This window comes from Parapedobacter pyrenivorans (genome assembly GCF_014636865.1).
GTDB classification, from domain to species: Bacteria; Bacteroidota; Bacteroidia; order Sphingobacteriales; family Sphingobacteriaceae; genus Parapedobacter; species Parapedobacter pyrenivorans.
This window is the reverse complement of sequence record NZ_BMER01000004.1, coordinates 352,507-376,936: the sequence shown is the minus strand read 5'-3', so window position 1 is coordinate 376,936 and position 24,430 is coordinate 352,507. Positions and strand designations below refer to the sequence as shown.

The following is a 24,430-nucleotide window of genomic DNA, read 5'->3' as shown; positions in this document are numbered from 1 at the left end:
GTTAATTTTGGCACATGTCACCGAATAGCGATCAACATTCAAAAACCCAGCGGTTCATTGAAAGGGAATTAGCATACAGTGCGCACAACTACCATCCCTTGCCTGTAGTATTGGAGCGCGGAGAAGGGGTCTATCTATGGGACGTGGATAGCAAACGCTATTATGACTTTCTTTCCGGCTATTCAGCGGTTAACCAAGGACATTGCCATCCGAAGATCATTAGCGCGCTTGTCGAACAAGCTCATAAACTTACGTTGGCCTCCCGTGCTTTCCATAGTGATCTTTTGGGTGAATATGCGGACTACATCACGGATTATTTCGGCTACGACAAGGTATTGCCGATGAACAGTGGGGTGGAAGCCGTAGAAACTGCACTGAAACTTGCCCGCCGCTGGGGATACGATAAGAAGGGCATTCCTGTTAATCAAGCCAAGATCGTTGCCGTTGAAGGTAACTTTCACGGGCGAACGCTTAATGTCGTATCGTTCAGCACCGATCCGTCATCACGTGACGGCTTCGGGCCGTTCATGCCCGGATATCAGGTTATTCCTTACAATGACTTGGAAGCATTGGCCACCGCACTGGAAGACCCCCATGTCGCGGGTTTTCTCGTGGAGCCCATCCAAGGTGAAGCTGGAGTCTACGTGCCGGATGATGGTTACTTAGCTGCAGCTTATGAATTATGCCGTAAAGCCCATGTATTATTCATCGGCGACGAAATCCAGACCGGATTGGCCCGCACCGGTAAGATGCTGGCTTGCGACCACGAAGGTGTACGTCCAGATATCTTGATATTAGGTAAAGCACTTAGTGGCGGCACATTGCCCATTTCAGCCGTTTTGGCCGATGATGCGGTGATGCTTTGCATCAAACCGGGCGAGCATGGTTCCACCTATGGAGGCAATCCATTGGCCTGCAAAGTTGCGATAGCTGCACTGGAAGTCATCAAGGAAGAGCAACTTTCAGAAAGGGCCGCAGGACTGGGTAAATACTTCCGTGAACAACTGCAACAGCTCAATCATCCTAACATCAAACAAATCAGGGGAAAAGGCCTGTTGAATGCAATTGTCATCCAACATGAAAATCCCGATGCGGCTTGGGAGCTTTGCCTCGTGCTGAAAAACAATGGCTTGCTCGCCAAACCGACACACGGCGATAAGATCCGCTTTGCGCCGCCCTTGGTCATTACAAAAGAACAATTGGATGAATGTATTCGGATCATTCAACGAAGCTTAGCAATATTGGAATAGCGCATCGGAGCATTTGTGGTATAAATTGCAACTAGCCCCAACAATGTGTAACTTCGCGCACAAAATCGTACGGTATGCAACAGCAACAGTGGCGGGGAGGCCATGAAAAACGAGAAACCAACCAACATGTCTTTGGTATACGGGCCGTTCTCGAAGCCATTGACAGCGGCAAGGAAATAGAGTCTTTGTTTGTCCAGCGTGGGTTGGGTGGTGCGCTGTTCCTGGAATTAAAGGAGGTGTTGCGCCGGCATGGCATCACTTATCAACAAGTGCCCATTGAGAAACTCAACCGCATGACCCGCAAAAACCATCAAGGGGTCATCGCGGTTATATCACCCATCACTTACCAGCGGACCGAAGATTTGGTGCCTGCGATCTATGAAAGGGGGGAAGTGCCCCTTTTGCTCATCCTAGACGGGGTTACGGATGTGCGTAACCTGGGTGCTATTGCACGTACCGCCGAGTGCGCCGGTGTACATGCACTCATCCTTCCAAAAAAAGGATCCGCCGAAATCAATCCCGATGCCATAAAGACTTCGGCAGGAGCGTTGTTTAAGATTAACGTTTGTCGGGAAGATAGTCTGGTTAAAACCGTCCGATTCCTGCAGGATTCAGGAATCCAATTGGTGGCCTGTACCGAAAAAACAGCAGAAAACTTGTATCAATTGGATTACACGGTGCCGACAGCGTTGGTGCTCGGCTCCGAGGAATACGGCATCTCCGACGAACTTATCCGGATCGCTGATCATTTGGCCAAGATACCGATGACCGGATCGATCGCATCGCTCAACGTTTCCGTATCAGCAGGTGTTGTGCTTTACGAAGCCGTAAGACAACGGTTGGCTATCTAGGAAGTTATTCCGAATTGCGCCCAACGGCCGCTGCCGATTTCTTTTTCCGTTTCTTGGCACTTTGCCTTCTTCTGCCGTAGGTTCCTTTCACGATTTTACCGCGTTTGGTTTTCTTATCTCCTTTTCCCATACTGATTAGTTTATCTGGTTAAGCCATGGCGAAATGAGGTTTTTGTTAAACACAACCGCTATTGAAGGAAATAGTTTTTAAAAATATAAAAAGAGTGACTCAATGAGTGCTTCATTTGCATTAACTATAGGTTAATAATCAATTATTAATATCATTAAATCAATATGTTATAGCTACTACCTAATCTATTTATTCTATATTGTAACCCTCCGACATCGATTGTGGGCAAGTTACAATAACCCCAGAACAACTGGCAATTATCATTTATCTTAGCGGACGATGGAAAAACAATATGTGCTTTATGGGGTTCCTGTCAGGGTACGTATGGAAGAAGGCCTCGTAGGGATTGTGAATGATCCTGCTCTCAGGCGCTTGTTAGCCTCGCAGCCAAAAGCGGCGACACGAGCATTGGTGAGTCGGATTAAAGCGGATTACGAAACGACTTATAATAGGACGTTGGCTATTGCCGATACCTCGTTCACCGTGGAGATATGGGGGCATCTCTATTTTGAATATTGTTTGCTTAAATACAGTAGTTTATGTATAATTATTTTTCCATTTGGTTTATATAGACGTTTTTTGCGCTCATGTGAAATAATTGATTGCGGAGAACAAGGAATAGACCCTAATAGACGGCTTTGGGATAAATTTAGCCCGCTTCAGGCTTGGCTGAGCAGACGGATGGCCAAGATTAGTTTTACAATAAATTCAAGGAAGCGACGTGTGTAAAAACGACAAAGTGACGGGTTGATTGCGACAATTGTTTGAGCTACCTTTGTGATATGAAGAAAGTAACAATTCTGGTCCCCGAGATGGCTGTACCTGCTGCTGTTGTAGATCCGCGATACATGTTTACGGCGGTCAATGATTTTTTTAAAAGTTCTGGCCACCGACCTTTTTTTGATGTAAAGACTGTCGGACTTGCCCGAGAAGTCGAGCTGAATGACGGATTGGTATCCATCCATACCGATTTCCTTTTGAAGGATGTCGATAAAGCAGATTTGATTATAATTCCAGCCATTAGCGGGGATATTGATGCCGCTATCAGTCGCAATGCTGCATTTTATCCATGGATAGTCGAACAATACCGGAAAGGGGCCGAAGTAGCCAGCTTGTGTATCGGCGCATTCTTACTGGCCTCGACAGGATTGCTTGACGGAAAGTCTTGTTCTACCCACTGGCTCTTTGCCAATGAATTCCGGGCACGTTTTCCTGAAGTTCAACTTGCAGACGATCGGGTAATCACCCATCAGAAAGGACTTTATTCAAGTGGCGGCGCAAGCACTTATTGGAACCTACTGCTGTATCTCGTGGAAAAATATACCACCCGGGAGATGGCCATCATCGCCTCTAAGTTCTTCCTATTGGATATCGAAAAAAATAGCCAGCTACCATTCAGTGTATTTAAAGGACAAAAAGACCATGGCGATACGCTGATGTTAGCCGTGCAGGACTATATCGAAAAAAACTATGCTAACCGCCTTACTGTTGATGCAATAGCCGATAAATTCGGCGTCGGCCGCCGCACGTTTGAACGTAGGTTTAAGAAAGTCACGGCCAATACGGTCGTAGAATACATTCAGCGGGTAAAGATCGAAGCTGCCAAGAAACAATTGGAAACGGGTCGCAAAACCGTCTCCGAAGTGATGTATGATGTCGGATATACCGATCCTAAGGCATTCAGGGATATATTCAAGCGGATTGCGGGTTTATCACCAGTGGATTACAGCAACAGATACAATTAAAATTGGCAGGCGCGGCATATTAAGCCACTTCGCGCATATCCACGGCTACCACCCGCGAGACACCCTGCTCTATCATGGTTACGCCATAGATGATATCTGTACTGGCAATTGTACGTTTATTGTGTGACACAATGATGAACTGTGATTGGTCAGAAAACTTCCGGATGATGTTGTTGAATTTATCGATATTCGTGTCATCCAATGGAGCATCGACCTCATCAAAAATGCAAAAAGGAGCGGGTTTTAGCAAGTAAAGTGCGAAAAGGAGAGCGGTAGACGTCAGCGTTTTTTCGCCACCCGAAAGCTGGTTGATGGATAGTGGCCGTTTGCCCTTCGGGCGAGCCACGATGTCGATATCGGATTCCAGCGGATTGTGTGGATCGCTCAGGATAAGATCACAGTTATCCTCCTCATTGAACAATGATCGGAATACGGTGATGAAGTTTTCCCGGACGCGGATGAATGCATCCATGAACTTTTCGCGGGCGGTATCATCGATTTCCTGAATGGTCTCCAAGAGTGAATTTTTCGCATCCAGTAGGTCTTGCTTTTCCTTGATAATGAAGGTATATCGTTCGTTCATCTCTTGGTACGCCTCCATGGCCATGGGGTTGATGCTGCCATAGTCATCCAACTGCCTGCGCAGCTTTTCGGTTTTTTGACGCAACGTGTCCTCGTCATCCTGTGGTTCGGATTGGACCGTCGGATTCGCATCGATCAATTCGTTGATATCAATCGAGAATTCTACAGACAACCGTTCCTTCAGTGCATTGAGATCGAGTTTCAAATTGGTTTTCTTATCTCGAAGTTCATCAAACAGAAAATCTACTTGTTCTTTCTGCCGGCGTAACCGGGTAATTTGCTCCTCGATTTCATTGATTTTTCCACGTGCAGCATAGTAATCTTCTTCCACTTCCTGAAGGCCTTTTTCATAAGCTTCCTTTTGGTTGTACATGGTGACCAGATCATCGTCCGAATCGTCAACATGCTGCAGGATATCCTTGATATCGGCTTGGACCTGCTCAAATTCACTGGTGTTTTTCGCAATTCGGCTTTCGTAGGTGTCCTGAAGGCTTTCACGGTATTCAAGGTCTTTGTTGATGCCGGAAACCTTATTTTGCTGTTGATGGAAGCGGATGTTTTCCTGGTTGAAAGCCGATGATTTATCGGTAAGCATTTCTGAAAGATCCTGATAACCCCGCTGCATGTCCTGAAGCGCTGCATACTGATTTTCCCGTTCCTTTTTCAACGTTTCGAGGCTGGGATCAGCTTCATGGAGGGTTGTTGCGATGCTCGCCATTTTTTGCTCGATGTCCTGTTTGCGATTCCGGCTGTTGGCAATAAAAACTTGGTATTGTTCTTGTTTGGTTTTGACGGATACCAATTCATTGCTCACCCGGTTGAGCTGGCGGCCCAACTCTTCCATATCCGTTTTTTTGGAACTGCTTTTCAGGTCGGCTGCTTTTCGCATAGCTTGGTCCAACGCGTCTTGCTGCGTAGCGATCAATTGACCGAGGGTCTTGATTTCTTTCGATAGGTTTTCGAGATTCTTTGCGCGACCGATGCGTTTACCCTCAAACAGCCCCACCGAGCCCCCAGAAAGTCCTAGCCGGTTTTTGCTGAATTTGCCGCTTTTATGGAGGAGTACAGTTCCGTCAAGGGGCAAGGCATTTTCCAGCTCACGCTCGTCGTCAGCGTGAAGCAGGAATACGTTGTGCAGCAATATCCGGCACAAGGGACGGTATTGTTCTTCTACGCTGATGATATCGAGTGCTGGGATCACCCTGCCGTCTACCGATAACGTGCCCACTGCTTCCGGAAGTTTGCCGATGGCATCAAGCACAAAAAAATTCGCGCGTCCACGTGCGGCGTCACTCAGTAGCCGGATGGCTTGTACGGCTTCCTCCTGTCGTTGCACGACATAATGGTTCATGTACGGCTCCAGGTAGTTTTCGATGGCAATGCGAAAATCCTCCCGACAGAAAAGGATGTCTGAGAATAAGGGGTATTGCTTCTTCCAACCTGCGCTTTTACGCAGGAAACGGATCGATTCGGGGAAACCTTCGAGATTGTCTACGAGTGATTTGGTGAGGTTGTATTCATTTTGCTTGGCATCGAGTTGCCGGTTATCCCGTGCTAGTCCGTCTCTCAGCGACTGTATCGATGTCTCGGTATCTTCCAGCTGCTGTTGCAAAACGGTTTCCGTCTCTACGGCGAGTTCGTATGCCTGCGTAAGGGATTCCGTTTGGTCTTCCAATTGGGCCACCAATGTATTGAACTGGTCGAGCTCCGAAGCCTTTGATTCCGCGTCGCTTACGTTACGGAGGCTCTCTTGTTCGAGTGCATCATATTGGATGCGTAGTACGGCGATTTCCTTTTCCAGTTTGTAGATTTCGTCCTGTAGGTCGCCGTGTTGGCGCGCAGCGATATCGACGCTGTTTTTTGCCGTTTGCTGCTGGCCTCGCAATTCATCTACAGCCGTGCGTTGCAACTCCAGTGCTGCGGCGATCTGATCCAGCTTACTTTGCTCTTCGAGGTGTTCTTCATGGAGTCGTTTGATGTTGTACAATACATGGTTGAGTTGCTGCCGATCCTGAGCCAATTCATTGCTTAGGCGTGCGTCTTTATCCTGGAGGTTCTTAAGCCGCTCATTTTTGACCTTTTTGTCACTCTCGTAGGCCCTTATCTTAGCCACGTGTTCGTTGGCGGCGCGTTGCTGGATGGCCAGATTCTTCTCCTTGGCTAGGCTTTCCTGTTTGAGTTGCTGAAGCAGGGCTTCCAATTTTGCCACTTCGGTACTGATACGCGTCTGTTCGGTGCGTTGTACCAGTTCCAGGGCATCCAATGCAGCAAGCGACTCACTGAAATGCGTAATGCGGTATTTAGCCAAGGCCAAACTGAGCGTTTTGTAATGCGCTTTGAGGCTATAATACCGTTCGGCCTTTTTGGCTTGATTTTCCAGCGTTTTAAGATTTTTCTCGATTTCGAAGAGCAGGTCGTCTACGCGGGCTAAATCACTTTCGGTATCTTTTAGCTTGTTGAGCGTCTGCTTTTTGCGAACTTTATATTTCGAGATGCCAGAGGCCTCCTCAAAGAGGTTGCGCCGCGAGTTCTCTTTATTATTGATAATCTCATCGATCATTTTCAGCTCGATGATGGAATAGGAATCGGACCCGATGCCGGTATCCAGAAAGAGGTCTGTAATATCTTTGAGACGGCACTTCACATCGTTGAGCCGGTATTCGCTTTCCCCGCTACGGTATAGTTTGCGCGTGATAGTTACTTGTGAGAATTCCGTAGGCAGAATGTTCTTTGTATTGTCAAATGACAACGATACTTCGGCAAGATTTGCAGCCTTGCGGCTTTTCGTACCGTTGAAGATGATGTTTTCCATCTTTTCAGAGCGGAGCATGCGCGTACTTTGTTCACCCAGCACCCAGCGGATGGCATCCACCACATTGGATTTACCGCAACCATTGGGACCTACGATGGCGGTAACACCTTCGTTGAAATGGATGGTAATCTTGTCACCAAAACTTTTGAAACCCTTTATTTCGAGTTTGGTTAGTTGCATCTATGCCAATGGTCCCTTTCGTAATTCTGTTGCGAATTTAGGAAATTGGAATGAGTTTTTGTATTACTTCTTTGCGCTCGCCGATCTGTTGCCGCCACATCGCGTAATACAATCCTTTTAGCTCCAATAACGCCGCGTGGTTTCCGGTTTCAATAATCCTTCCTTTTTCAAGTACAAATATCTTATCGGCATACATAATGGTTGATAGACGATGTGCGATCATCACGGTGATGTGCCGGCGTTCAGCTGTTATTTGCCGTATCGTAGTGGATATCTCATCTTCAGTAATGGAATCGAGTGCAGACGTGGCCTCATCAAAAATCATTAAATGTGGATGCCGGAGTAAGGAACGGGCAATGGAAAGTCGTTGACGTTCACCCCCCGATAGTTTTAGGCCACCTTCTCCAATGACCGTATCCAGCCCCTGGTCCGCACGAGCCAGGATATTTTGGCTGGCGGCCTTTTGCAGGACATCCTCAATCATGTCATCGGTGGCTGCGGGATTTACGAACAAGAGGTTTTCCTTGATCGTACCCGAAAACAATTGGGTATCCTGGGTGACAAAACCGATCTGGTGGCGTAATTCGTCAAATTCAATACGGTCATCCCCATGATCGTTATAAAAAATACGACCTTCACTCGGGTGATAAAGACCCACCAGCAATTTTACTAACGTGGTCTTGCCCGAACCTGATGGCCCTACAAAGGCAATGGTTTCTCCTCGCTTTACTTCAAAGGAGATATCTTCTAATGCGGGCCTTGTGGCAGATTGGTGCTGAAAGCGGACGTGCTCAAACCGGAGGCTGGCAATGGCATCGATTTTTTCCGGATTGGCGGGTTGGTATTCCACTTTACGATTCAAGAGTTCCTGAAGGTTATCCAAAGAAGCTTCTGCCTCGCGGTACGATAAAATAACGTTACCCAGCTCTTGCAGTGGGCCAAAAATAAAGAAGGAGTAAAATTGCATCATCATCATTTGCCCTACGGTAATCTGATCCTTGAAGATAAAAAACAATAAAGCAAACATGATACACTGCTGTAGAAAATTGACGAACGTGCCCTGTACAAAACTAATCGAACGGATACTCTTTACTTTTCTTAGCTCCAGCTTCAGGATCTTCATGGTAGTCGTATTGAGCCTGCCTATTTCCTGTTGGGTAAGGCCAAGGCTCTTCACCAATTCGATATTGCGCAGCGATTCGGTGGTCGAACCTGAGAGGGCATTCGTGTCTTTAACGATGTTTTTCTGGATGAATTTGATCTTACGGCTCAGGAAACTCGTTAGGAAGGCCAAGGTCACGGCACCTATCAGATAAATGACCGGTAATGCGGGACTGAGCTGAAACGCAACAATCGTGACAAACACAATACCCACCAGCGTTGCAAAGAGTACATTTACAAAGTTGGTAATGAATTTTTCGCAATCAGCACGCACTTTCTGCAAGACGGAAAGCGTTTCGCCGCTCCGTTGATCCTCGAAATCCTGATAGGGGAGACGGAGCGCATGACGAAGGCCGTCTGTATAAATTTTGGCGCCAAATTTCTGGATAACCACATTGACCACGTAATCCTGAAAGGCTTTAGCGATACGTGACACCATCGCTGCGCCTATAATCAACAATAATGCAACGGTGATTCCCTTGATGAAGGCCGGCCCGGCATCCTGCGCGCGGTATTCAGCGGCTTTATTGGCATACGGATCGATAATCAGATTTCCGAGGATGTACGGATTAAGCAACGAAAACACTTGGTTAATAGCGGCGAGGATAAGTGCCAGGAAAATAAGACCTTTATAATTACTCAGATACGTCAATAGTAATTTCATGGCAATATGATTATGCTAATCCAGTTACCCAAGTAAAGGGCCAAGCCCTGTTCAACTGACAATTTTGCTTCTTTTTGGTTCAGTGTGGGTTACTGCAGCGCAAAAACTGGGTACGCCCACTCGTCTAAACGGATAAAACATGACATTTGGATAAACCGACAATTGCCAGGTTTCCCGTTGTCACCCGTAATGCTTAATTTTGCGGGTATGAAAATCCTTGAGGGCCGCGCAGCCAAATTTCCGCAGTTTACGGAGCTGATCATCCATGAAGACGATGACCTTATCGTGATCAACAAGCCTCCGTTTTTGGCGTCTCTGGACGAAAGGGAGGGGCCGGAAACCAGCGTGTTGCGATTGGCAAAGAAATATCATCCGGATGCGCAGGTATGCCACCGATTGGATAAAGAAACCTCAGGTTTGCTACTTATCGCTAAAAACCCGGAAACGTATCGGTTGGTTTCCATTGAATTTGAGCGCCGACGGGTAGCCAAGACCTATCATGCCGTCATCGAAGGCACACATGTGTTCGAAGACCTCTTGGTCGATTTACCCATTCTCAACCTTGGTAATAAAAATGTCACTATCGATCGTGCCAATGGCAAACGTGCGGAAACGTATTTTAGGTCACTGCATTACTTCAAGCATTACACATTGGTGGAATGCCGCCCCGTAACAGGTCGTATGCACCAAATCCGTATCCACTTGGCAACCCAGCATGCAGCCATTGTTGGTGACTCACTTTATAAGGGTAAACCTGCTTATCTCTCGCAGATTAAAAAACGGGGTTTTACGTTGGGAAAAGGGCAAGAGGAACAACCCATCATGAGACGGTTTGCGCTGCATGCACGCGAACTTCGTTTCACATTAGCTGGCGAAGAATTCCATTTTGAGGCGCCATATCCAAAGGATTTTGCCACGCTTCTCCGTCAGTTGGAAAAATTTGATGACTGATCGTTTGATTGTTTGCAATAGGGTTGCACGATTTTTTTTGTAGCTTTGCTTTGCAATGAAATGGTTTGCAATGATATTGGCAATTTTGCTGACGGTGTTGTTCGTAATGCCCTGTACAGATGGCGATAATCGCTGTCAGGATGAAAGCGCCGCACGCACAGCAGACCAGATGACCCACGACCACGGTAGGGACAAGGATGACGGATGTAGTCCGTTTTGCCTGTGTGCCTGCTGTAGTATTGCAGTAGCTGCATTCCATTTTCATCAGGCGGAATTGGGCACCTTGATACCAAAACCTATTTTAAGAGAAACCGTAATCAGGAATGATTATTTTGTTTCCAATTACCTCGGAAACATCTGGCAACCGCCAAAATCCATTAGTTAACACCGCAGGAAAGCACCTCCCGTTGTAACCGACTTTGGTTACGGCTAAGCGTTTTGACGGGGTTAACCACATACTTAACGCCATCCCCGTTTGAGGTAGCTATTCCTTTCCAGTTAAAACGGAAAATGTTCTTTGTTTCCGTAGGTATTACTTATTCAAGTAGAACAGACGTGTTAGATAGCATTATAAAATTTAGCATTCGGAATAAGTTCATCATCGGTTTGATGACCTTATTCCTAATCATCTGGGGGGTATGGAGTGCGACTCGGCTCCCCATCGATGCCGTACCCGATATTACCAATAATCAGGTACAGATTTTCACTTCTTGCCCAACATTAGCGGGTCAGGAAGTGGAACAATTAGTGACTTTTCCCATTGAACAGGCCATAACCAACGTTCCGGAAATCGAGGAGATACGGAGTATCTCGCGATTTGGACTTTCAGTGATCACGGTAGTCTTTAAAGAGCATGTAGATATTTATTTTGCTCGGCAATTGATCAACGAGAAACTGAAAGAGGCGTATGAATCAATTCCTCCCGGAATTGGTACGCCTGAGATGGCACCCGTAAGTACTGGTTTGGGGGAGGTATACCAATACATTATCCATCCCAAAGCTGGAAGCGAAGCTAAATACGATGCCAAAGATTTGCGCACCATGCAAGATTGGATCGTAGCCAGGCAATTGTATGGAACGCAAGGCATTGTTGAAGTGAATAGTTTCGGAGGGGAATTGAAACAATATGAGGTTGCCATAAATCCCGATCGCTTAAAGGCCTTGGACGTGAGCATACTGGAAATATATACCGCCCTTGAAGCCAATAATCAAAATACGGGCGGCGCCTATATCGATAAGAAGCCCAATGCGTACTTCATTAGGTGGATCGGCTTGGTGACATCATTGGAAGATGTAAAAAACATCCCCATCAAGACTGCCGGCGGGGTCGCCATATACATCAAAGATTTAGCGGATGTCCGCTTTGGTAGTGCAATCCGCTATGGTGCACTTACTTTTAATGGCGAAGTTGACGCAGTAGGGGGCGTGGTGATGATGCTCAAGGGCGAAAATAGCAATGAGGTGGTAAATCGTATTAAGGAAAAGCTGCCTACCATCCAGCAGTCACTGCCTCAAGATGTGATTATAGAACCTTATTTGGACCGTACCGATCTGGTGGGAAGAGCCATCACGACTGTTGAAAAGAACCTGATTGAGGGTGCGCTAATCGTTATTTTTGTTCTTGTATTTTTCCTAGGCAACCTAAGGGCTGGTTTGATTGTAGCATCGGCTATTCCATTGTCCCTGCTGTTTGCATTAGGGATGATGAACGTATTTGGCGTCAGTGCCAACCTGATGAGCCTGGGTGCCATCGATTTTGGTTTGATTGTAGACGGGTCGGTTATTGTGGTGGAAGCGACACTGCATCATTTGGGTCTTCGGAGGTCAACCCATAAGCTGACACAGGGCGAGATGGACCAGGAGGTTTTCCAGTCAGCATCCAAAATACGCACCACGGCGGCTTTCGGTGAAATCATTATACTGATCGTCTACATTCCGATCCTGACGCTTGTGGGAGTGGAAGGTAAAATGTTTACGCCGATGGCCAAAACCGTTGGATTTGCCATACTTGGCGCGTTGATCTTATCCATGACCTATATTCCGATGATGTGTACCTTATTCCTGCCAAAAACACCACACAACAGGGTAACGTTCAGTGACCGGATGGTAATCAGATTACAAAACATATACATGCCATTGCTTCAAAAGGCAATCCGTGTAAAATACATCGTCTTAACGGCTACAGTTGCCGTATTTATATTCAGTATATTCCTATTCAATCGCATGGGGGGTGAATTTATTCCGCAATTACAGGAAGGGGATTTTGCGTTTCATTGTATTCTACCCCAAGGCAGTTCACTGAGTCAAAGCATCGAGACCTCGATGCAGGCTTCCCGACTAATCCGTGAATTTGATGAGGTAAAAATGGTGGTGGGAAAAACAGGTTCCGCAGAGGTGCCGACCGACCCGATGCCGCCCGAAGCCACGGATCTGATGGTGATACTCAAACCTCAAGATGAATGGACTTCCGGTAGATCATACAATGACCTCGGTGACGCCATCATGGAAAAACTGGAGGTGATACCAGGGGTGTTCTTTGAAAAGAACCAACCGATCCAAATGCGCTTTAATGAATTGATGACTGGTATACGCCAAGATGTGGCAGTCAAGATTTTCGGAGAAAATTTGGATACGCTGGCTAGTTATGCCGACCAGGTCAGCAAAGTCATTCAGACCGTCGATGGCGCAACGGCACCGCAAGTAGAACGGGTAAGCGGATTGCCCCAGATCAATGTGGAGTATGACAGGGCACGAATGGCAAATTATGGATTGAATGTAAAAGACGTAAACGACATCTTAAGTACTGCGTTTGCAGGAAAGCGTGCCGGCGTGGTTTACGAAAATGAAAGGCGTTTTGACCTGGTCGTTAGGCTGGATAGTATCAACAGAAATAACATCGATGATGTCCGTAATCTCATGGTGCCGACCCAGGATGGTGCGCAGATACCACTATACCAAATTGCTGATGTGGATTACAAAGTTGGTCCGGCGCAAATTAGCAGGGAGGGGGGCAAACGACGGATCGTAATTGGATTTAATATTTCCGGTCGGGATGTACAGGGTGTTGTAGAGGATATAAAGCAGCAGCTGGCTGATCATGTAGCGTTACCTTCCGGATACTACTTCACATATGGAGGGCAATTTGAAAACCTTCAGGAAGCCAGTAACCGATTGATGGTGGCCGTTCCGATTTCGCTGCTGCTCATCTTCACGCTTTTATACTTTACCTTCCACTCCGTTAAGCAGGCCGTCCTTATCTTTACGGCAATTCCGATGAGTGCCATTGGTGGCGTCTTTGCATTGTTGCTAAGAGATATGCCATTCAGCATCAGTGCCGGAATCGGCTTTATTGCACTGTTTGGCGTAGCTGTTCTAAACGGGATTGTACTGATCGGCAAGTTCAACCAATTGCAAAAGGAAGGGATGACCGATGTGCTGGAACGGGTAAAGACTGGAACCCTGATCCGGTTGCGCCCTGTATTGATGACCGCAACAGTAGCGTCGCTCGGCTTTTTACCGATGGCATTGAGCACCAGCGCAGGGGCGGAAGTGCAGAAGCCGCTGGCCACAGTGGTGATTGGTGGGTTGGTGACCGCGACATTACTGACGTTGTTTGTGTTGCCCCTGCTGTATATCATCGCAAATGCCAGCATAAATCTTAACGGACGAATGATGACCAAGATAACCGTGATTACAATTGCCGTGGGAGTTGGAAGTGCTACGCCGGTGCTGGGACAGCAGCGGCTGACCATGGAGCAAACCATTGAAATTGGCTTGCGGAATAATCCGGGTATGAAGGCGAAGTCAGTAGACATACAGGCAGCGCAAGCGATGCGCAAAACAGTGGGCGAACTACCCCAGACGGGTGTCAACTACCAATTCGGTAATAGCGAAGGATTTGACTATGATGATGGTGTGATGATTTCACAAGCCATTCCGTTTCCTACGGTGTTTGGCGCAAGGAAAGACCTGGTTACCGCACAGGTGCATAGTAGGGAATGGCTGAAGCTGCTGGCCGAGAACGATTTAAGGGGAGAAATCAGAACTTATTACCAACAGCTGGAGTACCTGGAGCACAATGCCGACGTACTGGCTAAACTGGATAGCATCTATATCGATTTTATCAAGATCGCAGCGTTGAGGTACCGGACAGGCGATACAAAAAAGATCGACATCAGTACGGCAACGACTAAGCAGGGGGAGATCAGGTTGTTGTACGATCAAAATGAAATAGCGAGGAAGAATGCATATGAACGGTTGAAAAACCTGATCCAGGTATCGGACGATTTCTCCATCGCTACCACGGATACTTATCAGCCTTTGGCCATCGACCAAGTGCTTGACAGCACTTTCGCAGCCAAACATCCTCAGGTGCAAGCGCTTTATCAGGAGGCCCGCATTATCGAACAGCAAAAGAAGGTAGAACGTGCGGAAGGTCTCCCGGAATTTACCCTCGGCTATAATAATATTTCGCTGGTGGGGCCCCATCGTAGAGATGGCATGGAAAAATTTTACGGTAGAGAAAAGCGCTTCAGCTACTTTGACGTGGGGATTTCCATCCCGATATCATTCGGGGCTACCAAAGCTAGGGTGCGGTCGTTGGATTATCAGCAGCAATCTGCGGAGCTTGCCGCGCAATGGCAGCGGGAGCAGTTGCAAACCGATTTAAGCAACGCGATACGGCAGTATGGGCAACGTTTTTCCCAATATCGGTACTTCAAGGAAGAGGCGCTTGTCAATGCCGATGAACTGATACAAGCGGCGCTATTGGGGTATAGAACGGGTGACATCTCATATGTGGAGTACCTGTTTGCCGTGCAGACCGCAACCGACACGCGACTAAACTACTTAAAAAGTATCCAGCAGGTAAACGAGTCTGTTAGCGATATCTATTCACTGATTAACAATTAATTTGTCATGAACTTAAACATAAGTAAAACAATAGCCGTACTTGGTGTAGCAGTGGCGGCCCTGCTTTTTATCGGCTGCAACTCCCATGATCCCGACGATGGACACGATCATGGTGAGCCGGCGGAAGCGTATGGTGAAAAAGGCTATGACGACGAACCGACTACTTCACTGACCCCCGAGCAGCTAAAAGCTGCCGGGATTATGCTGGGGGATATTGAGCTTAAAAACCTGACGGCAACCATTAAGGTCAATGGATCATTGCGGGTGCCGAATAGAAACAGTGCGGATGCTACGTCTTTGTATGGCGGTGTGATTAAAACATTGAATGTGGAATTGGGGGATAATGTACGGAAGGGACAGGTGATTGCGACGATTGAAAATCCGCAATTTGTCCAATTGCAGGAAGAATACTTGACCGTCGGGAGCCAGCTTATCCTCGCTGAGCAGGAGCTGGGCCGGCAGCAGGAACTAAACGCAGGGAATGCCGGGGCGAAGAAGAATCTTCAGGATGCGACGTCAAACCTGGCGATTTTGAGTGCAAGAAAGGCCTCCTTGCAACAGCAAATCGAGCTGATGGGCATCAGTCCGTCCTCCATCAATAGCAGTAGCTTAAAGAATATACTAGTCATTGCAAGTCCACTAAGCGGCACAATCAGTAATGTTTTCGCTAAAATAGGCAGCTATGTAGATGTGTCTTCCCCGATAGCGGAAATTGTGGATAATAGCCAGTTGCATTTGGATTTACAGGTATTCGAACAGGATCTTCCCAAAATTAAGGTGGGGCAGCTCATTACATTTACAATTACGAACAATCCGGCTGTAAATTATTCGGCGAAAGTCTATAATATCGGCTCGTCTTTCCAGAATGAGAGCAAAACCGTCGCTGTACATAGCATGATACAGGGCGACAAAAGCGGATTGATTGACGGTATGAATGTGACGGCAATGGTAAACCTTGAAAATGTCTCGACCCCGACGGTGATGGACGATGCGATTGTAGAAGCTGACGGTAAGTTTTACATTTTTGTTCATGTGGATAAGACAGCGCAGGCAACACATGACGAAACAGACCACGACCATGAAGCGGTTGAAGATCAACATCATAACGAATCCGTTAGCTTTGAAAAAATCGAAGTGGCCAAAGGCGTTTCTTACATGGGTTATACCGCGATAACGGCAGTGAAAACGGTACCCGATGACGCAAAAGTGGTTACTAAAGGCGCATTTTTCATTAATGCAAAAATGAGTGAATCGGGAGAGCACGCTCACGCTCACTAAGGGTGTCGTAATCGAGGCATTGGGTTTTAATCAAATAGCCTGCCGTCGGGGCCACGGACATCAAGGTCGAGTGCCTTGTTGAGCTGGCTTATGAAATAAGTGGAGAGGAGTGGGGATTCAACCTCGATATTTTGATGCACGAAAAAATAGAGGGATTGCAAACCGGCATCCCTCCATTCCCTGATTCGATCTACCCAATCATTCAGCCTGTTTTTGTCTGTGGGATGGTTTGCACCCACATAGCGTATAAAAGCGGTGGGGGTAGTAAGCCGCATGTGCAACATATCCCGTCGCCCAGCCGTATCTACGAGTACATTTGCAGCTTTTGCGTTTTCCAACAGCTGATATAATTGCTCACTCGTGGCTGCATCAGCAAACCATTCTGCATTCCGCACTTCCAGTGCCAGCGGCACGGATTTTGCAAATTTCTCCACGAAGGCAGCCAATCGATCAAAGTCTTTGGGTTTAAAGTTATCGTGCAGTTGGAGGAAACTAACGCCCAGCTTTTCTTCAAAGAAGGTGATGGCATCACAGAAAGCTGTCATCTTCTCATCTACATTCAACAGGCGACCATAGTGGCTGATGGACTGCGGAACCTTTGGAAAAAACTTGAAATCAGCCGGTGTTTTGGCTTTCCAGGTCTCTACCTGCTGCTTATCGGGAGCGTTGTAAAATGTACCATTCAGTTCAATACTGTTGAATTGCGTAGCGTAGTAAGTCAGCTCATCCTTAGTGCCCCGTGGATAGAACCCTTTGAGATCCTGCTTATTCCACTTGGCACATCCTACGTATACCTCCAATTGGCTCGCCGGCTTATGTTTTTTCAATAAAGCCAGGGTGTCTGGATGGGTAGGAGGAAGGGTAAAATCTACCGCTTCCGGATGTTCAACGCTTCCGAATTTCATTTTTTCAAGTTAAGTACTAGTGCTTAAAATGACGTATTCCAGTAATAACCATGGCCACGCCCTTTTTGTTCGCCATCGCTACAGATTCCGGATCGCGGATGGAACCACCCGGCTGGCTGATCGCTGTAATACCTGCTTCAGCCGCTATTTCCACACAATCCGGAAAAGGGAAAAAGGCATCTGATGCCATAACAGCGCCATTTAGATCGAAACCAAAGGTCTTCGCCTTTTCGATGGCCTGTTTCAGGGCATCGACTCGCGAAGTCTGCCCCACGCCGCTGGCAGACAGCTGTCCGTCCTTAACCAATACGATCGCATTTGATTTGGTATGCTTTACAATCTTATTGGCAAAGGAGAGGTCGGTCAATTCCCTGTCGGTAGGTTCCTTGTCCGTTACCGTTTTCATTTGTGCCGCCCCTTCGATGACCGCATCCTTATCCTGCTCAATAACACCGTTCAATAGGGTTTTAAAGTGCTTATGGGGTAATTGGGTGGGCTTTCTTTTTAGCAATATCCGGTTTTTCTTACTGGTGAGGGTGCGCAGCGCATCGTCGGTATAGTCGGGGGCGATAAGCACTTCGAAGAAAAGTTTGTTGATTTCCGCCGCTGTAGCTTCGTCGATCTGCCCGTTGCAGATAAGCACACCGCCGAAGGCCGAAACGGGGTCACACGCAAGGGCATCTTGCCATGCCGTCAATAAGTCGGCGCGCGTGGCTATGCCGCAAGCATTGGTGTGTTTCAGGACGGCAAACGTTGGGTCGTTGAACTCGTCGATTAGCGCTACCGCGGCGTCCACGTCAACGAGGTTATTGTAAGAAAGTTCCTTGCCATTCAGCTTATCGAATAATGCTTCCAAATCACCGTAAAAAACGCCTTTCTGATGCGGGTTTTCGCCATATCGCAGTACTTGTGCACGCTGTTCGCTTTGTTTAAATACTTGCAACGGTTCTTCCCGATTGAAATAATTAAAAATCGCCGAATCGTAATGGGAAGATACATTGAATGCCCGCTTGGCAAATTCCTTGCGGTGTTCCGCAAAAGTATAGCCTTCGTTTTCGGCTAGGATGTCTTCAAGGTGCTGGTAGTCGTTTTTGGAGGCGATAATGACCACGTCATTATAATTTTTCGCTGCAGCGCGGATCAGGGAAATCCCACCGATATCGATTTTCTCGATGATTTCTTGGTCGGATGCTCCAGAGGCCACCGTTTCTTCAAATGGGTAGAGGTCTACGATTACCAAATCGATTTCAGGTATTTCGTATTCGTCGAGCTGTTGCTTGTCGGCCGCCAAAGGCCTGCGGGATAGGATGCCTCCAAACACTTTGGGGTGTAAGGTTTTGACCCGTCCGCCTAATATTGAGGGGTAACCAGTAAGGTCTTCTACTGGTATCACCTCGTGTCCGAGTTCGCGGATAAATGTTTCCGTGCCGCCTGTAGAGTAGAACGTGACACCATGCTTGTTTAACAGATTGATCAATGGAGCGAGGCCGTCTTTGTAATATACAGAGACCAATGCATTTTTTATTTTTACGGGATGGCTCATTTGCTATTTAGCGCTTTTGTTTTATAAGCAGCAAAGATAAAAAAAATCCCCGTTCCAGCCTCGCTATATCTTTTTGAGTAGATTTTCAATAATTTTCGGGTAATGAAGATGCTCCAATTGTTGCCCCTTAAACTTGATGACTTCCAGGCTGTCGTCAGGTTGGATATGGAACCGTGCTTGATAAATAACTTCTCCCTCGTCAAAATGTTCGTTTACGAAATGGATGGTAATGCCAGACTCTTCATCACCTGCATCCAAAATGGCCTGATGTACGCGGTCGCCATACATCCCTTTGCCACCGTAGGCCGGAAGCAAAGCGGGGTGGATATTGATGATTTTATTAGGGTATTTGCGCAATAGATTCTGGGGAATTAACCATAGAAAGCCAGCTAATACTACCAGATCAATATGAAGTCTGTCCAACACATCGACAACTTCATCGGTTTTGTAAAAAGCATGCTTGTCAAATATATGCGTAGGTACCTCAAAATTGTCGGCACGTTGCAGCACGTAAGCGTCTGGGTTATTACTTAATACAAGGGCCACTTCGATCTGGTCATTGTACTTAAAGTATTCCATAATTTTTTGAGCATTCGATCCAGAGCCCGAAGCAAAAATAGCGATTCGTTTCTTCACGTTTTTTGATGGATTGATGATGTGCTTTCTGACGATTGCACCCAAACTTACAAATTTTTCGGTCTTTAGCCAACCACCGACATCAAAGTTTGGATGAATTTTATCTAATTTCCTTAAATGTATTATCTTTGGGGCGCGAAAATAGCTTTTATGTAGCAGCTGACCAAAAGACACTAGACATCTTCCTGTAAAAATACGATACGATCTATACGCTTTCCCACGATAGCACCGCTTCATTCGGAAATCTTTTTATTAGAATTGTGACAGTCTAATGGAGCTTTTATTGATATAATTTCTCGAAAAATGTCATTTCTTTGAAAAAATGATTGATAAATACATAAAATGTTGCGAATGTCAATTTTTTTATTCGTTACTTTGTAAGCTAATAGCGATAACTAACATTTAATAGGATTATCTATGTGTGGAATCATTGGTGCTTTTGACCTGAAAATGAGGTCAGAGGAATTGCGCCCCCAGGTGTTGAAGATGTCGAAGAAAATTCGGCATCGCGGTCCGGATTGGTCGGGGATATATAGTTCCGAACGGGCGATATTGGCGCATGAACGTTTAGCAATTGTCGACCCTAAGTCTGGCCAGCAACCCCTTTACAGCTCGAATCGTAATATCGTGCTTGCCGTGAATGGCGAGATTTATAATCACCAGCAATTGCGAAACCAGCTTTCCGATTACGAGTTTTCCACACAATGCGATAGCGAGGTGATATTGGCCCTATATGCTCAGAAAGGGGCCGATTTCATTGAAGATCTGAATGGCATTTTTGCCTTCGCATTGTATGATGTTGAAAAAGATGCTTATCTGATTGCCCGTGATCACATGGGGATTATACCACTTTATATTGGCTGGGATGATCGGGGAACGCTCTATGTTGCCTCCGAGTTGAAAGCATTGGAAGGGTATTGCAGCCGTATTGAGACCTTTCCTCCGGGACATTACCTTTATAGCAAAGAAGGCAATGAGCCCCGCAAATGGTATACCCGTGATTGGGAATCCTATACGAATGTCAGAGACAATGTAACGGATATCGATGCCCTGCGTAAGGGACTGGAAGATGCGGTACACCGCCAGTTGATGTCTGACGTGCCTTATGGCGTATTGCTTTCCGGCGGGCTGGATTCGTCTGTTATCGCGGCCGTCACCAAAAAATTCGCCTCCCGTCGCATCGAATCCAATGACCAGGAAAAAGCGTGGTATCCGCGCCTGCATTCGTTTGCGGTAGGATTAAAGGGATCGCCGGATTTAACAGCCGCGAAGAAAGCCGCCGATCATATCGGTACGATACACCACGAAATTAATTTCACCATTCAGGAAGGTTTGGATGCCATCCGCGATGTGATTTATCATTTGGAAACCTACGACGTTACCACCATCCGTGCCTCTACACCGATGTATCTGCTTGCTCGGGTGATCAAATCGATGGGCATTAAGATGGTTCTCTCCGGTGAGGGTTCCGATGAGCTATTCGGAGGGTACTTGTACTTTCACAAAGCGCCTAATGCAAAGGAATTCCATGAGGAGACCGTTCGGAAACTGAGCAAATTGCATCTGTACGATTGCTTGCGTGCCAACAAATCGCTGGCAGCATGGGGTGTAGAGGGCCGTGTGCCTTTCCTCGACAAGGAGTTTATGGATATTGCCATGCGCTTGAATCCCGAAGATAAAATGATCCGGGAAGGCCGCATGGAGAAATGGGTGGTCCGTAAAGCTTTCGAAGACTTTCTGCCTGAAAGTATCGCTTGGCGGCAAAAAGAGCAGTTCTCGGATGGCGTGGGCTACAGCTGGATAGATACCCTAAAAGAACAGGCCGCGCAGCGCGTTAGTGATGGCGAGTTGGCCGCTGCCGCAGAGCGGTTCCCTATCAATCCGCCGCAGAACAAAGAGGAGTACCTCTATCGGTCTATTTTTACCGAGCATTTTCCTTCGGCAGCAGCAGCGTTGACTGTGCCGTCTGTGAAGTCGGTGGCCTGCAGCACACCCGAAGCATTGGCATGGGATGCGTCATTCCAGAACCTGAACGATCCTTCCGGCCGTGCAGTAGCTGCTGTACACGTTGAAAGTTATGAGAAGGAAAAAAATAAAGAAGAAGTTAGCATACAGTAGCGTAGCTATATGATCGTAAGCATTTGGCTGGATCTAACAACAAACATACAGGCCGGATATCTTCAGGATATCCGGCCTGTATGTTTGCCAGCCATGCTAATACAACTAACTATTAAAGCGGCCTTATCCAGATATTACGGAAGCTTACGGGGTTTCCATGATCCTGCAAGACAATTGGGCCGGGACCATGTGCCTTGTATTTGGGTATCCCGATATATTCGGTCGGCCCATCCAGTTCTACATTGTTCTGTACGAGTACTCCGTTATGGATGACGGTAACACGCGCTTTGCTGATCAGCATGCCATCTGCGTTAAATCGTGGAGCCGTCCAAATGATATCATAGGTCTGCCATTCGCCGGGGGGCTTTGTCGCATTCACCAGCGGTATGCGCTGCTTATAGAGACTTGCCGCTTGGCCATTCGAATAGGTGCGGTTGTTATAACTATCCAAAACCTGCACCTCGTATAAGCCCTGCATGAAAATGCCACTATTTCCCCGACCTTGTCCTTCACCCACGATTTCCGTGGGACTTTTCCATTCTACATGCAGTTGGTAGTCAGAAAATTCCCCTTTAGTCCGGATTTCGCCTTTGCCACTAACCACGGTAAGCGCACCGTCTGCCACTACCCATTCAGCGGGGGAGGAGCCATCCTTTCCGCTTACCCATTGATCAGTTGATGTACCATCAAACAATACGATGGCATCCGATGGGGCCTTGTCGGTGGCGGTAGTCACCATTCGCGGCTCTGGCTCCCACACTTCGGTTTCCTCTGGTTTCATTTTGTTTTGTTGCGCTAAGGCCGGGAACACCAACAATGTTGCTATTCCGGCCGAAATAAACGATTTAGTAGTCATAAATATAAAAAAATTTAAACGATAATTTTCACTTAACGTGGTTGTCACACCCTTATTCAATCCAATTGTCCGCGCTTCGCTCACCCAACGAACGCATTGATTCCTGTGATATCCATTCCAGTGATTAACAAGTGGATGTCGTGCGTACCTTCATAAGTCACCACAGATTCGAGATTCATCATATGCCGCATAATGGGATACTCACCGGTGATACCCATTCCGCCGAGTATTTGCCGGGCTTCACGCACGATTTCCAATGCTGTCGCTACGCTGTTGCGCTTGGCCATAGAAATCTGTGCCGGAGTAGCTCGATCTTCGTTTTTAAGCATCGCAAGCCGCCACACGAGCAATTGCCCTTTAGTGATTTCGGTGAGCATTTCGGCCAGTTTCTTCTGTTGCAATTGGAAGCCGGCAATTGGCTTGCCGAATTGTTCGCGTTCTTTGGCATAACGCAGGGCCGTATCGTAGCAATCCATCGCAGCCCCCAAAGCTCCCCAAGCGATTCCATAACGGGCTTGGTTGAGGCAACTGAGCGGCCCGCGCATGCCGGAGACATCGGGCAGGATATGGGTCTTAGGTACACGTACGTTGTCAAAGACCAGCTCACCGGTGGCCGACGCCCGAAGGCTCCACTTATTGTGCGTTTCCGGTGTGCTGAATCCATCCATGCCGCGCTCTACGATCAGCCCCTGAACCTTTCCCTCCGGGTTCCTCGCCCATACAACAGCGATATCGGCAAATGGTGCGTTGGATATCCACATTTTTGAACCATTCAATCGCACAGAATCCCCATCGTCTTCAAAGCGGGTGGTCATTCCGGCCGGGTTGGAGCCGTGGTTGGCTTCGGTGAGGCCAAAGCATCCCATCAATTCGCCGCCTGCAAGTTTCGGCAGGTAATTGCGTTTTTGTTCCTCGCTACCGTATGCATATATTGGGTACATCACTAACGATCCCTGTACGGATGCGGTAGAGCGGATGCCTGAATCACCCCGTTCAAGTTCCTGCATCATGATGCCGTAAGCCAAGTAGTCCAGCCCGCCGCCGCCATATTCTTCGGGTATCGTAGGGCCAAAGAGTCCAAGCTGGGCCATGCCGGAAAGCAGGTGGCGGGGAAATTCCGCACGCTGAGCATAATCCTCAATGATGGGAACCAGTTCCTTGTTGACCCATTGTCTTACGCTATCGCGGATAAGCAGATGTTCGTCACTGATCAGTTCATCCAACAGGTAATAGTCGGGTGCACGGTATTGGCTCATAGCTCGCATTTGATGTACAAGTATATGGATAAAAGTTGGTTTAATGAATAAACAATGTGCTCCTTATTTTATCGACAGCCTTCAATACACAGTTGCAAAGCTAGCCGATTTCCTTTAGGTTTGCGAAATGAGAACGATCCGCCAACACATAACGCTTACCGATCTACGGTTTTATGCATTTCATGGCTACTATCCGGAAGAGCAGGTGCTTGGTAATGAGTTTATAGTATCGATCCACGTTGCGTTTTATAAGCGGGGAAAAGCTGAAGAAGACCTGTCCGGTACCGTCAACTATGAAACACTTTATGGTATTGCCAAAGAGGAAATGCAGTGTCCCAGAAAATTGCTGGAAACCGTGACCGAAACCATGCTCGATCGCGTGTTGGCTGAGTTCCCATTTGTAGACGAAATTGAAGTTAATATCTGTAAAAACAACCCACCATTTGGAGCCGATCACGCGAAAGCGAATGTAGCGCTGGTGTGGAAGCTATCTGAAGACACTGCGTCAGGCCGTCTCGGCGCATAAGCGACAAAATGTCTTGTTAACCCATTGTTTAGGTGACAAAAAGTCATTAAAACAAATTTTTCTCCCGTTGGTATA

At 47.1% G+C, this 24,430-nt stretch carries 18 protein-coding genes; 10 read left to right on the top strand and 8 right to left on the bottom strand.

The features are described 5' to 3' along the window. Positions 1–14 precede the first annotated feature (14 nt). Both rocD and rlmB read left to right on the top strand, forming a co-directional pair. Positions 15–1,250: an ornithine--oxo-acid transaminase gene (gene rocD, locus IEV98_RS18655; RefSeq protein ID WP_188507544.1), complete on the top strand. Its 1,236-nt coding sequence runs from the start codon at positions 15–17 to the stop codon at positions 1,248–1,250. A gap of 74 nt (positions 1,251–1,324) precedes the next feature. After that, positions 1,325–2,101 (top strand): 23S rRNA (guanosine(2251)-2'-O)-methyltransferase RlmB, encoded by a 777-nt coding sequence (rlmB, locus tag IEV98_RS18650; protein ID WP_188507543.1) that lies wholly within the window; start codon positions 1,325–1,327, stop codon positions 2,099–2,101. Between the two features lie 4 nt (positions 2,102–2,105). Here rlmB and IEV98_RS18645 read toward each other — a convergent pair whose 3' ends face one another. Beyond that, positions 2,106–2,231 carry a 30S ribosomal protein THX gene (locus IEV98_RS18645; RefSeq protein ID WP_188507542.1) on the bottom strand — a complete coding sequence of 42 codons (126 nt, stop codon included), beginning with the start codon at positions 2,229–2,231 and terminating at the stop codon, positions 2,106–2,108. 279 nt (positions 2,232–2,510) lie between these two features. On the opposite strand from IEV98_RS18645, the gene IEV98_RS18640 reads away from it, so the two are divergent. Continuing rightward, a complete protein-coding gene (locus IEV98_RS18640) occupies positions 2,511–2,960 on the top strand; it encodes a hypothetical protein (RefSeq protein WP_188507541.1) in 450 nt (149 codons plus the stop codon). Between the two features lie 53 nt (positions 2,961–3,013). Continuing rightward, positions 3,014–3,976, top strand: coding sequence for a GlxA family transcriptional regulator (locus tag IEV98_RS18635; protein ID WP_188507540.1), 963 nt, complete (start codon positions 3,014–3,016; stop codon positions 3,974–3,976). Between the two features lie 19 nt (positions 3,977–3,995). Here IEV98_RS18635 and smc read toward each other — a convergent pair whose 3' ends face one another. Together smc and IEV98_RS18625 are read right to left on the bottom strand one after the other, a co-directional pair. Beyond that, positions 3,996–7,550 carry a chromosome segregation protein SMC gene (gene smc, locus IEV98_RS18630; RefSeq protein ID WP_188507539.1) on the bottom strand — a complete coding sequence of 1,185 codons (3,555 nt, stop codon included), beginning with the start codon at positions 7,548–7,550 and terminating at the stop codon, positions 3,996–3,998. Between the two features lie 37 nt (positions 7,551–7,587). Further along, entirely contained in the window at positions 7,588–9,375 is a 1,788-nt protein-coding gene (locus tag IEV98_RS18625) for an ABC transporter ATP-binding protein (RefSeq protein ID WP_188507538.1), read from the bottom strand. Between the two features lie 207 nt (positions 9,376–9,582). On the opposite strand from IEV98_RS18625, the gene IEV98_RS18620 reads away from it, so the two are divergent. From IEV98_RS18620 to IEV98_RS18605, 4 genes are all read left to right on the top strand, one after another. Further along, positions 9,583–10,326 (top strand): RluA family pseudouridine synthase, encoded by a 744-nt coding sequence (locus IEV98_RS18620; RefSeq protein WP_188507537.1) that lies wholly within the window; start codon positions 9,583–9,585, stop codon positions 10,324–10,326. A 55-nt stretch (positions 10,327–10,381) separates the two neighbouring features. Further along, a complete protein-coding gene (locus IEV98_RS18615) occupies positions 10,382–10,711 on the top strand; it encodes a DUF6660 family protein (RefSeq protein WP_307726867.1) in 330 nt (109 codons plus the stop codon). Between the two features lie 224 nt (positions 10,712–10,935). After that, positions 10,936–15,237, top strand: coding sequence for a CusA/CzcA family heavy metal efflux RND transporter (locus tag IEV98_RS18610; RefSeq protein ID WP_229738843.1), 4,302 nt, complete (start codon positions 10,936–10,938; stop codon positions 15,235–15,237). A 6-nt stretch (positions 15,238–15,243) separates the two neighbouring features. Beyond that, the gene (locus IEV98_RS18605; RefSeq protein ID WP_188507534.1) at positions 15,244–16,515 is read left to right on the top strand and encodes an efflux RND transporter periplasmic adaptor subunit; all 1,272 of its coding nucleotides are present in this window, start codon (positions 15,244–15,246) and stop codon (positions 16,513–16,515) included. Positions 16,516–16,541: 26 nt separating this feature from the next. On the opposite strand, the gene IEV98_RS18600 is transcribed toward IEV98_RS18605, so the two are convergent. The 3 genes from IEV98_RS18600 to purN all read right to left on the bottom strand — a co-directional run bounded on the left by IEV98_RS18600 (position 16,542) and on the right by purN (position 19,599). Beyond that, positions 16,542–17,420 carry a DUF72 domain-containing protein gene (locus IEV98_RS18600; RefSeq protein WP_188507533.1) on the bottom strand — a complete coding sequence of 293 codons (879 nt, stop codon included), beginning with the start codon at positions 17,418–17,420 and terminating at the stop codon, positions 16,542–16,544. A gap of 16 nt (positions 17,421–17,436) precedes the next feature. Continuing rightward, complete coding sequence (purH, locus tag IEV98_RS18595) at positions 17,437–18,963, bottom strand: bifunctional phosphoribosylaminoimidazolecarboxamide formyltransferase/IMP cyclohydrolase (protein WP_188507532.1); 1,527 nt, start codon at positions 18,961–18,963, stop codon at positions 17,437–17,439. 63 nt (positions 18,964–19,026) lie between these two features. Beyond that, entirely contained in the window at positions 19,027–19,599 is a 573-nt protein-coding gene (gene purN, locus IEV98_RS18590; RefSeq protein WP_188507531.1) for a phosphoribosylglycinamide formyltransferase, read from the bottom strand. Positions 19,600–20,016: 417 nt separating this feature from the next. On the opposite strand from purN, the gene asnB reads away from it, so the two are divergent. Further along, positions 20,017–21,717, top strand: coding sequence for an asparagine synthase B (gene asnB, locus IEV98_RS18585; RefSeq protein ID WP_188507530.1), 1,701 nt, complete (start codon positions 20,017–20,019; stop codon positions 21,715–21,717). Positions 21,718–21,829: 112 nt separating this feature from the next. Here asnB and IEV98_RS18580 read toward each other — a convergent pair whose 3' ends face one another. After that, positions 21,830–22,498, bottom strand: a complete 669-nt coding sequence (locus tag IEV98_RS18580) for a 3-keto-disaccharide hydrolase (RefSeq protein WP_229738842.1) — start codon at positions 22,496–22,498, stop codon at positions 21,830–21,832. 155 nt (positions 22,499–22,653) lie between these two features. Then, a complete protein-coding gene (locus IEV98_RS18575; RefSeq protein ID WP_229738841.1) occupies positions 22,654–23,838 on the bottom strand; it encodes an acyl-CoA dehydrogenase family protein in 1,185 nt (394 codons plus the stop codon). Positions 23,839–23,956: 118 nt separating this feature from the next. Between IEV98_RS18575 and folB the strand changes: the two genes are divergently transcribed. Beyond that, the gene (gene folB, locus IEV98_RS18570; RefSeq protein WP_188507527.1) at positions 23,957–24,355 is read left to right on the top strand and encodes a dihydroneopterin aldolase; all 399 of its coding nucleotides are present in this window, start codon (positions 23,957–23,959) and stop codon (positions 24,353–24,355) included. The last annotated feature ends 75 nt before the right edge of the window (positions 24,356–24,430 follow it).